Annotated in this window: 9 protein-coding genes and 3 tRNA genes; 8 read left to right on the plus strand and 4 right to left on the minus strand. The window is 44.1% G+C overall.

What is annotated here, in order from left to right:
• Positions 1-215 precede the first annotated feature (215 nt).
• Positions 216-287 (plus strand) — tRNA-Asn (locus DW769_RS04615).
• A 158-nt stretch (positions 288-445) separates the two neighbouring features.
• Here DW769_RS04615 and DW769_RS04620 read toward each other — a convergent pair.
• Positions 446-1,303 carry an AraC family transcriptional regulator gene (locus tag DW769_RS04620; RefSeq protein ID WP_118750024.1) on the minus strand — a complete coding sequence of 286 codons (858 nt, stop codon included), beginning with the start codon at positions 1,301-1,303 and terminating at the stop codon, positions 446-448.
• Positions 1,304-1,428: 125 nt separating this feature from the next.
• Here DW769_RS04620 and DW769_RS04625 point away from each other — a divergent pair, with 125 nt between their 5' ends.
• Together DW769_RS04625 and DW769_RS04630 are read left to right on the plus strand one after the other, a co-directional pair.
• On the plus strand, positions 1,429-3,624 hold the full coding sequence (locus DW769_RS04625; RefSeq protein WP_118750072.1) for an alpha-galactosidase: 2,196 nt from the start codon (positions 1,429-1,431) through the stop codon (positions 3,622-3,624).
• A 197-nt stretch (positions 3,625-3,821) separates the two neighbouring features.
• A complete protein-coding gene (locus DW769_RS04630; protein WP_118750025.1) occupies positions 3,822-4,706 on the plus strand; it encodes an SH3 domain-containing protein in 885 nt (294 codons plus the stop codon).
• A gap of 110 nt (positions 4,707-4,816) precedes the next feature.
• Here DW769_RS04630 and DW769_RS04635 read toward each other — a convergent pair.
• The 3 genes from DW769_RS04635 to DW769_RS04645 all read right to left on the minus strand — a co-directional run bounded on the left by DW769_RS04635 (position 4,817) and on the right by DW769_RS04645 (position 6,076).
• Positions 4,817-4,888 (minus strand) — tRNA-Cys (locus DW769_RS04635).
• 3 nt (positions 4,889-4,891) lie between these two features.
• A tRNA-Glu gene (locus DW769_RS04640) sits at positions 4,892-4,963 on the minus strand.
• 150 nt (positions 4,964-5,113) lie between these two features.
• Positions 5,114-6,076: an AraC family transcriptional regulator gene (locus DW769_RS04645; RefSeq protein ID WP_055220149.1), complete on the minus strand. Its 963-nt coding sequence runs from the start codon at positions 6,074-6,076 to the stop codon at positions 5,114-5,116.
• Positions 6,077-6,177: 101 nt separating this feature from the next.
• On the opposite strand from DW769_RS04645, the gene DW769_RS04650 reads away from it, so the two are divergent.
• The 5 genes from DW769_RS04650 to DW769_RS04670 all read left to right on the plus strand — a co-directional run bounded on the left by DW769_RS04650 (position 6,178) and on the right by DW769_RS04670 (position 13,212).
• Positions 6,178-7,809, plus strand: coding sequence for a glycoside hydrolase family 13 protein (locus DW769_RS04650; protein WP_118750026.1), 1,632 nt, complete (start codon positions 6,178-6,180; stop codon positions 7,807-7,809).
• Positions 7,810-7,875: 66 nt separating this feature from the next.
• Positions 7,876-9,372 carry a response regulator transcription factor gene (locus DW769_RS04655; protein WP_118750027.1) on the plus strand — a complete coding sequence of 499 codons (1,497 nt, stop codon included), beginning with the start codon at positions 7,876-7,878 and terminating at the stop codon, positions 9,370-9,372.
• Positions 9,350-11,062 (plus strand): sensor histidine kinase, encoded by a 1,713-nt coding sequence (locus DW769_RS04660; protein WP_117509764.1) that lies wholly within the window; start codon positions 9,350-9,352, stop codon positions 11,060-11,062. The genes DW769_RS04655 and DW769_RS04660 overlap by 23 nt, the downstream gene beginning before the upstream one ends.
• Before the next feature lie 252 nt (positions 11,063-11,314).
• The gene (locus DW769_RS04665) at positions 11,315-12,301 is read left to right on the plus strand and encodes an ABC transporter permease (RefSeq protein WP_243030545.1); all 987 of its coding nucleotides are present in this window, start codon (positions 11,315-11,317) and stop codon (positions 12,299-12,301) included.
• 11 nt (positions 12,302-12,312) lie between these two features.
• A complete protein-coding gene (locus tag DW769_RS04670; RefSeq protein WP_022461726.1) occupies positions 12,313-13,212 on the plus strand; it encodes a carbohydrate ABC transporter permease in 900 nt (299 codons plus the stop codon).
• Positions 13,213-13,214 lie beyond the last annotated feature (2 nt).

Consider the following 13,214-nt stretch of genomic DNA (forward strand, 5'->3'; position numbering starts at 1 on the left):
GAGCTGACTGTTACTAATCGGTCGAGGGCTTGACCTAATTGGTTGTGTTCACAGAAATGGAATGATAGATGTAAAGTATGTGCGGTTTTGAAGGTATATCGGAAAGGCCATCGGAGAGATCCGGTGGCCTTTTGTAATTATTTTCCGCAAAATACTTGTTTTTCGAAAAAGATTGTGTTATAGTAACGATTGTCAGGAAAAGATTCCTGAGATATTCCTCGATAGCTCAATGGTAGAGCATTCGGCTGTTAACCGAAGGGTTGTTGGTTCGAGCCCAACTCGGGGAGCTAAGATGAAGAAGCGATACAGAAATGAGAAATCATGACTGTATCGCTTTTTTGCTGTCTGTAGCCATTAAGAAACGCCATCTAACATTTTGACGGTTTTCCATAACATTTCTTCCTGTTCATGGAAGAAAGATTTCGTTATAATAAAATCAGACAGATCACGGAACATGTGCAGAGTCAGGAGTCGTGTCAAGGCGGAACTTTTTCCGATAGGCGCTTGGCGTCATGCCCTGCTTCTGGCGGAAGGCTTTGGTAAAAACTTCGGCATTCCGGTAACCACAGGAAAAAGCGACCGTTTCGATGGAGAGATCCGTATACGATAAAAGCTCGAGCGCACGCGTGATCCGGCAGGAAGAAAGATAGTCCTGCGGTGAGGTATGGAGATATTTCTGAAACAGGGTATAAAGGTAACTCCGGTTGATGCATACATATCTGGCAATATCCGAGACAAGAATTTCATTGGAATAATTATTTCGGATAAACTCAACGGCTTTTTCCACGTAAAGATTGCCGATCTCCCGTGCAGAAGGATCGGCAAGCGTGATTTCGCGGGAAAGAATTGAGAAAAACTGGTACAGACAGCCTTCCAGAAGATACTGGTCAGAGGTGTCATAGGTATTGTGCTTCTGCATTTGAAACAAGAGGGACTGCAGTTCACCGGAAAAGTTGCACTGGTAGACAGGGTGTTCCTCGGAAAGACCGAGTTCCTGTACATAAGAGGCAGCTTTTTCGCCGTCAAAACCGATCCAGAGATAGGTCCAGGGATCATCCGCATCGGCTTCATAGTAGGTGCGGACATTTGGCATCAGGAAAAAGCCCTGTCCGGCGGTTAAACGGTAAGTGCGGTTTCCGATGGTAAAAGTGCCTTTCCCGGAAATAATATAGTGGATCACGTAATTGGGGCGGACAGCCGGGCCGTAGCTGTGGAACGGCTGGCAGGCTTCGTAGCCGCAGAAGCAGAGATAAAGATCCGAAAATTTATGCTTTGGGACAGGAAGTGTCCAGGAAGTTTCCATAAGTATACCTCACAAAATGAATCATCAGAAAAGCTGGAATGTCACAAAGGATGAGATTCCGAAATATCAGTAAAATTATATCGTGTTTTGCAGGATACTGCAAGATGCCGCAGGAGGAGGAAATCATGGCAATCAAAGTAAGTGAAAATGGACGGTTATTTACCCTCCAGACAAAAGACAGCAGTTACCAGATGTTCGCAGATGACAAAAATGTGCTTCTGCATCTCTACTATGGAGAAAAAATCGGTGAGGAAAATCTTTCCGGTCTGATTTTCTGTACAGATATGGGATTTGCAGGAAATCCGGAGGAAGCAGGCCCTAACCGGAAATATTCTCTTGATACACTTCCGCAGGAAATTCCGGGAAGTGGTGTCGGTGATTTCCGTGATGATATGATTGAGATCCGCCACGCGGACGGCAGCTTTGCAGCAGATTTCCGTTTCGATTCGTACGAAATTCTGGATCATTCCTATGCTATTCCCGGAATGCCGGCGCTGTACGATACAGAGGAAGAAAAAGGTGAGACTCTTGTTATTACAATGACGGAGAAGGCTTCCGATATTGTTCTGAAACTGTTTTACGGTGTATTTGAAAATGAAAATGTAATTACGAGAGCGGCAAGACTCGAAAATCACGGAGAAACGACGATTGAGCTGGAAAAAATGCTGTCATTCAGCATGGATCTGATGTATGAAAATTATGAGATGATCTATTTCTCGGGTCGTCATGCGATGGAGCGTACGGCGGAGCGGATTCCGGTGCAGCATGCAAAAGTCGAGATCGGCAGCACCCGTGGTACATCGAGCCATCATTACAATCCGGCTGTGATCCTCTGCGAGGAGGGTGCGGGTGAGACACACGGTTCCTGCATCGGCGCATGCCTCGTTTACAGCGGAAACTTTGTTGCGGCAGCACAGAAGGATCAGAAAAATCAGACCCGTTTTCAGATGGGCATTCATCCGACCAATTTCTGCTTCCATCTGGAAAAAGGAGAGGCGTTCGATACCCCGCAGGCAATCTTAAGCTATTCCGGAACCGGTCTTACCAAACTGTCACAGCAGTATCATGAGATCATCCGCGAGCATATCTGCCGTGGCGCATACAAGCATGCCAAGCGACCGATTCTGATCAACAACTGGGAAGCAACCTATTTTAATTTCAACGAAGAAAAAATTCTGAAAATTGCAGAACAGGCGCAAAAGCTTGGCATTGAGATGCTGGTGCTTGACGATGGCTGGTTTGGAAAACGAGAGGATGATAACAGTGGTCTCGGTGACTGGTTCGTCAACGAGAAAAAGATGAACGGCTCCATGGCGCAGCTTGCAGAAAAAATTCACAAGATGGGCATGAAATTCGGTCTCTGGTTTGAGCCGGAGATGATTTCCGAGGACAGTGATCTTTACCGTGCACATCCGGATTGGGCATTTGCAATTCCTGGCCGTGTGCCGAACCACAGCAGAAATCAGCTTGTACTTGATATGACGCGTGAGGATGTGCGTGAGTATCTGCTGGAGCGTCTGACAACCATCGTTCATGATGCAAAGATTGATTATGTCAAATGGGATATGAACCGCAGCGTCTGCGATGTTTACAGCCATGTGGCAGCACAGAGCCGGAACGGAGAGCTGTATCACCGCTATGTGCTCGGTGTTTACGATTTGATGGAAAGATTCCTTGCCGCATGCCCGAATCTGCTGCTCGAGGGCTGCAGCGGAGGAGGCGGACGATATGATGCCGGTATGATGTATTATTCCCCGCAGATCTGGTGCAGCGATAATACCGATGCGATCAACCGCCTGTCTATCCAGTACGGAAGCTCGTTCTTCTATCCGATCAGTACCGTTGGTTCCCACGTTTCTGTATGCCCGAACCATCAGACCGGCCGTGTGACACCGTTCCGGACAAGAGGCGATGTGGCGCTGGCAGGAAGCTTTGGATATGAGATGGATCTGAATAAGATTTCAGAGGAAGAAAAAGAGATGGTAAAAGAGCAGGTTGCTGCGATGCATGAATATTACGAGCTCACACACGAAGGCCTGTATTACCGTCTGACCGGACTGAAAAAACAGGATTTCATGGCATGGGAGTTCGTGGCAGAGGATCAGAGCCGCGCACTGCTTACGATCGTAAAGACTGACGCAGAAGGAAATATGCTTCCGGTTCACACGAAAGTGTGCGGTCTTGCAGAGGATAAGCTGTACCGCTGCAGCCTGGACCAGGAAGTTCGCCTTGGCCGTACCTGGAACCGTGCGGGGCTGACCCTGCATCAGGTGCTGGGAGAGTATGAGAGTATCCGGGTCGAATTTACAGAAGTAAAATAAAAAGATAAGAAAAATCTTCAACTGGATTTGAGGGGGAGGGAACCTCAATCTGGTTGGAGATTTTTTTTGCATAAAGAAAATCAAAGCAGGAGGGAAGGAACGTACTCTTTACAGTGCAAAAATAGTTGTGATACAATAAGCAAAAGAAATTTTCTGACAGAAAATAAAGACGGAACTGTCAAGAAAGGAAATTGTACATGAGAAACAGAAAAAACTGTTTAGCTGTTCTTCTGATGACAACTATTGTGGTAATGGGATGTGGAAATCAGCAGGTGGAAAAGGAGAATCCATCGGCTGTCTCCGAAAGAGCACCCAGTGTCCAGGATGAGTCAGAAGATGGTGAAAAAGAGTTTCTTTCTACATACCAGAATATTATAATCACACTTCCAGAAGGCTGGAATGTAATGAGAGATGAAAAAATCCAATGCAGTTTCATATCGGAAGATGGAGAAAGTCTTGAGATATCGTATCGGGAAGGAATGGCAAAAGTGATACTTATGGATTTTCCGGAGGACGAAGAGAGCGCTGAAAATTTGCTCTATCCGAATGAAATAACAGGGGAAAACAGCATCAGCGATTTTATGGTGAAAACAGCTAACGAAGGAAAAGATAACGAGAGTTCCTTTTATCGTTTCCAGGTAAAAAATTCCCAGCAGATTCCGATTGCATTTTTCTGCGGGGTGAAAACGGAGAATGAAGGGTATCAGATCATATGGAAAAAAGGAAGCGGCAGCAACGATACACGGCAAATCGTGCCGGAAATACTGGAGTCTCTGCAGTTTCCGGACAATGAGCTGCTGACAGAAACACTTCAGACAGCCTGCAAGGAGCAGAAAAGTGCGCTGGAAGCAGAAAACAATTCGGATGGCGTGAAAAAGCAGAAAGGAAAGAAAACCGTCACCTGTATCTCACCGGTCAATGTACGTACAGAACCCAACGTCAGCACAAGCCAGGTCATCGGAGCTCTGACGACAGGGGAAGAAGTGGAAATGCTCGGAAAAGAGAACGGATGGTACAAGATTTCGTATGAGGGAAAAACGGCGTATGTGTACGAAGACTATGTGAAAGAAAAAGAAAATTAAAAAAGAATGATATTTTCAAAAAAGCTGTCGAAGCAAACAGAACCGGCAGCTTTTTTGAAATAATTTTGAAAAAGAAAAATCCCGGAAACTATCTGTTTCCGGGAAAGAAGAGGCGTCGACCGGATTTGAACCGGTGGATACTGGTGTTGCAGACCATTGCCTTACCACTTGGCTACGACGCCATATGACTCCGACGGGAATCGAACCCGTGTTACCGCCGTGAAAGGGCGATGTCTTAACCGCTTGACCACGGAGCCGAAGTTTTTGTTTTGTCTGCCGTGATTTTTGCTCAGCGACAAGTAGTATATTATCATAAGAAAACGAGTTTGGCAAGTGTTTTTTGAAAAAAAATCAAAAATTTTTGAGATTTGTGTTGCCGTGCATTCAGAAGGAAAAAATTTGCCGGGTCAGGGCATGGCTTTTCGATATTCTTCCGGTGACATACCAAAAGTCCGGCGGAAAATGCTGGCAAAATAGCTGGGGCTTTCAAATCCGGTATGCAGAGCAATTTCCAAGATAGAAAGCGAGCTGCCGGTAAGAAGATCTGCGGCTTGGGTTACGCGGTACTGGTTGATATAGGAAATAGGCGTTGTGTGAAAGTGCGTTTTGAAAAAACGACAAAAATATTGTGGATTCATATTGAGTATAGCAGCAAGATCTGAAAGACGGATTTTAGAATCATAGTTATCCTGAATATAACGTAAGAGTTTTTTACACTGATCAGATCTTTCTTTTTTACGAGTGCAGAGGGGTTCCGGATGAAGAAAAAGCTGGTATTGCGCCAGAAGTGCAAGAATCCGATACATGTCACTTTTGATCAGAAGAAACCAGCCGATGGGTTTGGTATCGTATGCATACAGGATTTCCTGGAAAAGCTCAGATAATGTCAGTACAAATGTTTTCTGTGTCTGAGAGGAGGCTTCAGCAGCAGAAAGCTCTTCCAATGGAAAAGCCGGAAGAAGCAGTTGATGAGAGAGCAGCGGACGAATCCAGTCTGCTTCACAGGAATCCAGATAGGCACATGAGAGAATTTCTGGAAGAAATACAAGGGCATGGTGAACCGAAGGGGTAGTTCCAATGCTGCAGAGCTGATGCAGTTCGTGACTGTTGATGAAAAGAAAAGTACCTTCGGAAATTGTCCGGGTTTCAGTTTTCAGTGTCAGAGTGAGAGTACCTTTTTCAACCCAGATCCATTCTAATTCTTTATGCCAGTGAAAAGGAACAGAGAGCCCGCCATGAGCATAATCCTGATGATAGATATGGAGCGGAACAGGTTCGGTTCCATGCACGGTAAAATCCCGGATTCCGCCAGAAAGAACAGGGGAACAAGATTCAGGAGAAAAGAGCTCTTTTGAACGTTCTTTTTTCATAAAAGTCAAAATCCTTTCATTAAATACGAAAATCAGGTTAGAAAATATAAGATAATATCATTATACTGCTCTTATGGGAAAAAAGAAAGAGAGGACAGGAAATGAAAAGAGAGTGGTGGCATAGCTTAACCGTATATCAGATTTACACCAGAAGCTTCTGTGACAGCAACGGAGACGGCATCGGCGATTTTGGAGGGATTCTGCAGAAGCTGGACTATCTGCAGGAGCTTGGTGTTGGAGCCATCTGGCTTTCGCCTTTTAACGATTCTCCTAATTGCGACAATGGATATGATGTCAGTGACTATTATAAAGTAATGGAAGAAGCGGGCACAATGGAAGAGCTGGAAGAACTGATCGCAGCCTGTGAAAAGCGGGAAATTGTGGTCATGATGGATCTTGTTTTAAATCATAGTTCCCATCTGCACCCATGGTTCCTGGAAGCCAGAAAGGATCGAAACAGTAAATACCATGATTTTTACATCTGGAAGGAAGGAACGAAGGAGCAGCCGCCAGAAGGCGGCGGAGCATTCTTTGGAGGAAGCACCTGGGAATGGGTGCCGGAGGTTCAGGAATATTATTATCACAGTTTCAGTGTAATGCAGCCGGATCTGAACTGGAAAAATCCGTCGCTTCGGAAAGAGCTGTACCGGATGATCCAGTTCTGGATGGATAAAGGGATCCGTGGTTTCCGGCTGGATGCAATTGACAATATTGTAAAAGATGGACATGGAGGAAATGATACTCATTCGGAGCAGATTCATACATACTTAATGGAAATGAATCAGAATACGTATGGAAAATCAGAACAGATCCTGACAGTGGGGGAAACCGGAGGTGCTACGGTAGAAATGGCACAGCAGTATTCTGATCCGGAAAGCCAGGAGCTCAGTATGATTTTTCAGTTTGAACTGATGGGAATCGACGGCATCCGAAGTGGAAACTGGGATCCGAAACCGTATACGCTGCCGCAACTGAAGCAGATCTTTGAAAAATGGCAGACGGGACTGGAAGAAAAAGGATGGAACAGTCTGTTCTGGGGAAACCATGATTTTCCGCGTGTCGTATCGCGCTTTGGAAATGACAGGGAACCGTATCGGGAAAAATCAGCAAAAATGTTGGCTGTCCTTCTCCATGGGATGAAAGGAACTCCTTATATTTACCAGGGGGAAGAAATCGGTATGACAAATGTGTCAGGGCTTCGGATCGAGGACTATCAGGATATCGAGTCTGTAAATTTTGCCGAAGACCGTAAAAAAGAAGGCTGGGAGGAAGAAAAAATTCGTACCTATCTTGCACGGAACAGCCGGGACCATGCGCGGACGCCAATGCAGTGGAATGCGGAAAAACACGCCGGATTTACAGCGGGAACACCGTGGATGGCGGAAAATCAGAATTACGAGGAGATCAATGTGGAAAACAGCAGAAAAAATCCGGATTCCCTCTTCTATTTCTATCAAAAACTAATTGCGCTGCGTAGGAAAAATGACACTCTTGTTTATGGGGATTTCCGTCTGATTGAGGAAGAAAATCCGGATATTTTTGCTTATGAGAGAAATCTGGGAGAGAAAAAGCTGATTGTGCTCTGCAATTTCCGGGATACCGCGGCAGAGATGAAAGCCCGATATGATTTGACAAAAGGAACGGTTCTGATTCATAATGATACAGAAAGTCTCACAAAAGAAGTGTGGAAGTTACAGCCGTATGAGGCGTATATGATTGAACTTCTGCAGTAAAAAGACGGAAATGAAAAGCAGCAGGAGAAGAAAACTGCAGAAGCAACTGGAAACAGGAGGGAGAAAATGTATCGCGTTCTTCTTGTAGAAGATGAAGAAATTGAACTGGAGACATTGCGGGATTATATTGACTGGAAAAAGAACGGGATTTCCAGAGTATTTACCGCGCGCAATGGCAGAAGGGCACTGGAGTGCCTGGAAGAAAATATGGCAGATATTGTGATTACGGATATTCAGATGCCAGGAATGAGTGGAATTGAACTGGCAGAGACGATCGTACGCCGGGGGTATCCATGCAAAATTGTTTTTCTGACAGGATATGATGATTTTTCCTATATCCATTCCGCTTTTCAGGTGAATGCCGTGGATTACCTTTTAAAGCCATTTACGATTGAAGAAGTAGAAGCATGTCTGAAAAAAGTGAGAAGTGAACTGGAGAAAAGTGAGATAGCAGACTGGTCGCGGAAAACGGCGGCGAAGCAGTTGCTGGAAATGGCTTTGCGGGAAAAACAGGAAACAGAGCTTTTACGGAAAAATTTCCGTGGTGTATTTGGAGAAGAACTGGAAGAGTGCAGGTTTGGAATCATAGCGGTTTATGGAAAAACGGAAGAAAACATCTGTAGCCAAATTCAGGAAAAATACAAGGGCATCCGTTACATCAGCAAAACGGAACGGATCAGCATTCTGCTGCTGGCGGGGTATCTGTCGGTGAAAGATACGGCATTTCAGATCTGGAATGATTTGAAAGAAGACGCACCGAGAGCCGTTGGATGGTGCAGTGGAGCATGGACAGCTGACTGCCTGTACGAAAAGGCGGAAAAACTTCGGAACTGTTGTGTTCTGGCATTTCATATGGATCCACCGGAACTTTTCTGTGCAGATGAAAAAGAAACGGAAGAGGAAAAAGCATATCATTTCCGGGAACAGAAGGAGCGGAGAGAAGAAATCTGTCGTCTGGTCAGCAACGGGAAAAAGCAGGAAACGCTGCAGACCATGAAAGATTATTTTCAACAGCTAAAGGGGCTTGCGCCGAAAACATTTGCGGGAGAAGTTTACAATCTCTATATGTATCTATGGAACCGTCTTGTTTTGAGCGATGAACTGCTGGAAAACTGGATGGAAGCAGAAAAAATTTTGAGAGAAAATGAGATTTTTGAAGCAAACAACAGTTATCAGATGCGGGAAAAGATGAAGCAGTATCTGGAACGGATGTTGGCATTTTTTGAAGAACAGAATCAAAATCCAAATTACTATGCCGTTTATCAGGTAAAAACATATCTTCAGGAGCACTGCTCGGAAAGCGCAGATATCGAAAAGCTGGCCGCGGAGGTCGGTTTGTCTCCGAATTATCTGAGGAGCCTGTTTAAAGAGGCAACAGGAAAAACGATTTTGGAATACAATACGGAAATGCGTCTGCAGAGGGCGGCGGAACTGTTAAAGAATAAGAAAAATAAAGTACGGGAAGTGAGTCTGGCGGTTGGATATGAAAATGTTTCTTACTTTGGCGTTGTTTTTCAGAAAAGATTTGGAGTGACACCAAATGAATATCGTAAAATGGTATAAAAATCGGAGTTTTCAGTTTAAACTGGTGATCGGCTATCTGGTACTGGCACTGATTCCAATGCTGTGTGTTACCTGGTACAGTTATGGAAAAACAAGGAACGTGCTTCTTACTGAAGCATATCAGAGTGCAGAACAGGAAGCAGAACGAATTGAAAAAAATTTTTCTACGATGGTCGAGCCTTACGAAACAATTCTGGAGGTGCTGTATGTGGATCAGATGCTGAGCGGATATTTGTTTCAGGATTACAGCAACGATTCTTATGAAGATATGTTTTACTATATTGATAAGAAGCTCAGCGAAATCTGTCTGATGAATGCAGGAATTTACAAAATCTGTTTTTACAGCAACAATGAAACGCTTCCGCAGGATAATTATTATTTTTATTCCATGCAGGATCTAGATCGGAGGGAACGTGTGCTGACATTTGATGCGATAGGGGAAACGGTATTCTGTGGGACATCTGGAGACGGAAAAGCATTTCATATGAATCGTCTGATGAATTTTTATCCACAGGGCGGGATGAAGAGCGTACTGTCGTTACAGATTGAAAATCAGCAGATACAGCCCCTCCTCGAAACAATAAATTCCACCGATGAAATTTATCTGGTGGATCAAAAAGGATATATTCTGGCTGCTTCCGAACCGGAAATGGCAGGCCTTCCGATCCGGACCAGAATGCCGGAAGAGGATCTGGAGCAGAAAGCGCAGATTGAGTTTGAGCGTGACGGTATTTCAAAAATCGGAAATATCCAGAGCGGAGTTTTCGGAACAAAAATTCTTGTGATTTCGGATAAGGAGACGGTTTTAAAAGACGCAAAAGCTGTTTCAAGAAGGATGATGTTCCTGATCCTCTGCAGCGCGGCTATGGTATTTCTCTGCATTATCTGTTACACAAGATGGCTTTCCACGCGGGTGCAGAAAGTGGTGTATGCAGCAAAACGGATGGGACAGGGAGAATTTGATTACCGTCTGGAAAATATGGGAGAAGATGAGATCGGACAGATCGGGCTGGCGTTTAATCAGCTCAGTGATCAGATTCAGGAGCTAATTCGGGAAAATTACGAAAAGAAAATCCGGATTCAGACGAGCGAACTGAATTTGCTGCAGGAACAGATCAATCCGCACTTTCTTTACAATGCACTTGCGGTTATTTCAGCACTGGCGATGCGGGAAGGTGGAAAACAGACGATGCAGGCGGTCAAAAATTTGTCCAGCTTCTACCGGATTTCCCTGAATAAGGGAAAACAGGTGCTTTCCATCCAGGAAGAGGTGGAACTGCTGCAGAGCTATCTGAAAATCCAGCAGATGCGTTTTCGGGACAGCGTACAGGTGGAGTATGAGATTGCAAGAGAAGTACTGACATATCGAACCATTAAACTTCTTCTGCAGCCGCTGGTTGAAAATGCCATTCACCATGCGAGAAAAGAGGAAGAAGTTCTCCACATTGCGGTCAGAATTCAAAAAGAAGAAAGGGATGTGGTATTCCAGGTGACAGATGATGGATGTGGAATCGAGGCGGAAAAACTGATTAAACTGCGAAGTTCTCTGCGGCGCTCAGAGGAAGGATATGGACTGAGAAATGTTGCAAACAGGGTTCGTCTGGCTTATGGAGAGAATTATGGTGTCCGAATAGAAAGCCAGGAAGGATATGGAACGACAGTTTCTGTCAGAATTCCAGTAAACGAATAAAAAATCAACAAAGCAGAAATAACTTCGTATTGTTTGCATAGAAAAGGAAACAGAAACCGGCTGATAAAGGTGATTTTGCCCGTCAGCCGGTTTCTGTTTCGTTAGATATTGACAGAAATCGTAAGAAAACAACAGAATAAAAAAGAGAATTATAAAACTCCGTTAAATCGAGATAGAAATCATAAAAAAGTGAGATTGTTGCAGGACAGACTATCCATTAGAATGGAAACATAGACAGCAAGAGTGTACAAGATGAACAAAAAGAAGAAAGAAGGAGAAGGCATGAAAAAAGAAAACGTGCATGCAAAGCACAAAAAAAGCCTCGCGGAACGGTTCTGGAAACAGAAATATCTGTTTTTACTGCTGATTCCATCGTTGGTATGGGTCATTCTGATCTGCTATGCACCAATGACAGGACTGTATATGTCCTTCATCAACTACACGCCGCAGGGTAGCGGCTATTTTGCGGATATGGCGAATTCGCAGTTTGTCGGTCTTGACTGGTTCAAGTATTTCTTTTCCACAGATTTCACAAAAATCATGAGAAACACACTGGCAACCAGCTTACTGACACTGTTATTCTCATTCCCGCTGCCAATCATTCTGGCGCTTTGCCTGAATGAAGTTCGAAACCAGAAGGCAAAGAAATTTGTACAGACCGCATCTTATATTCCCTATTTTATTTCCTGGGTTATTGCGGCAAACATTTTCCTTACATTCCTTTCTTCAGACGGCGTCATCAACAATCTGTTAAAATTCTTCGGATTAACCGATGAGTCGATTCTGTTTTTCCAGAAAGGACCATATTTCTGGTGGATCATCGCGATCGCAAATGCGTGGAAGGTACTTGGATACAATGCGATTATCTATATGGCGGCAATCTCCGGCATCAGCCAGGATATGTATGAAGCAGCGGATGTGGATGGTGCGACGAGAATGCAGAAGATTCTGCATATCACACTTCCGGCATTAAAGCCGACCATTATGATTCTTCTGATTCTGGCAATCGGAGGTGTTCTGAATACAGGATATGAGCAGCAGCTGTTGATGTCTAATGATGCTATTTTAAATTATTCTGATGTACTTGATACGTATGCATACCGCTATGGTCTGAAAAACGGAATGTATTCTTACGGTACTGCAGTAGGATTCTTTAAATCCGCAGTCTCCTTCATTCTGGTCATCAGTGCAAATGCACTTTCGAAGAAATTCAGTGATGATAATACGGCACTGTTTTAGGAGGAAGGAAAATGAGAGAAAAAGCAATTAAAATCAAAAGAAAACGTTGTGCCAGTGACTGGTTTCTTGATATTTTCAAAGTGGTTTTTCTGGTGTTAGTTACTGTGATCTGTGTGTATCCGTTCTGGAACATTTTTGTGGTATCCATTAACGATGCAACCGATGCACTGCGCGGCGGGCTCTACTTTCTGCCGAGAAAACTGAGTCTGGCAAGTTATAAAGATATTCTGGGACGTGCCACATTTTTGCATGGCATTCTGATCACTGTACTTCGTACTGCAATTGGTACACCGCTGGCGGTCCTTGTCACGACAGCACTTGCCTATGTGCTTTCCAGAAAAGAGCTGCTGTTCCGGAAACAGCTGAACCTGTTCTTTATCTTCACCATGTATTTTGGCGGCGGAATGGTTCCGTATTATATGGTATTAAAGAGCCTTGGAATGCTGAATAATTTCATTGTATTTATTTTCCCGAACCTGGTAAGTGTTTATAATATGATTCTGGTAAAGAATTATATAGAGGGAATGCCGGCAGAGATTTTTGAATCGGCGAAAATTGACGGAGCAAATGATCTGACAGTTTTCTTTAAAATGGTAATTCCATTGTCCAAGCCGATTATTATGACTATTGCACTGTTTGTTGCAATTACACATTGGAATTCTTGGTTCGATGCATATTTGTTTACGAATGCACAGTCTTTAAAAACAATGCAGTCCATTTTGGTTGAAATTCTGAATCAGTATCAGACTTCATCAGCGAACCAGGCGGCAAATCAGGCGTCACAGACCATTACACCGGACAGCATTCGAATGGCTGCTACGATGATTGCGACCATTCCGATTATCATGGTTTATCCGTTTATTCAGAAATATTTTGTTAAAGGAATCATGCTCGGATCTGTAAAGAGCTGATG

Source organism: Blautia sp. AM29-29, assembly GCF_003480555.1.
GTDB classification, from domain to species: domain Bacteria; phylum Bacillota; class Clostridia; order Lachnospirales; family Lachnospiraceae; genus Fusicatenibacter; species Fusicatenibacter saccharivorans.

Bases quoted from the DNA above. Each gene is read 5' to 3' on its own strand.
- DW769_RS04620 (WP_118750024.1), bottom strand. From the start codon at position 1,303: ATGGAAACTTCCTGGACACTTCCTGTCCCAAAGCATAAATTTTCGGAT.
- DW769_RS04625 (WP_118750072.1), top strand. From the start codon at position 1,429: ATGGCAATCAAAGTAAGTGAAAATGGACGGTTATTTACCCTCCAGACA.
- DW769_RS04630 (WP_118750025.1), top strand. From the start codon at position 3,822: ATGAGAAACAGAAAAAACTGTTTAGCTGTTCTTCTGATGACAACTATT.
- DW769_RS04645 (WP_055220149.1), bottom strand. From the start codon at position 6,076: ATGAAAAAAGAACGTTCAAAAGAGCTCTTTTCTCCTGAATCTTGTTCC.
- DW769_RS04650 (WP_118750026.1), top strand. From the start codon at position 6,178: ATGAAAAGAGAGTGGTGGCATAGCTTAACCGTATATCAGATTTACACC.
- DW769_RS04655 (WP_118750027.1), top strand. From the start codon at position 7,876: ATGTATCGCGTTCTTCTTGTAGAAGATGAAGAAATTGAACTGGAGACA.
- DW769_RS04660 (WP_117509764.1), top strand. From the start codon at position 9,350: ATGAATATCGTAAAATGGTATAAAAATCGGAGTTTTCAGTTTAAACTG.
- DW769_RS04665 (WP_243030545.1), top strand. From the start codon at position 11,315: ATGAACAAAAAGAAGAAAGAAGGAGAAGGCATGAAAAAAGAAAACGTG.
- DW769_RS04670 (WP_022461726.1), top strand. From the start codon at position 12,313: ATGAGAGAAAAAGCAATTAAAATCAAAAGAAAACGTTGTGCCAGTGAC.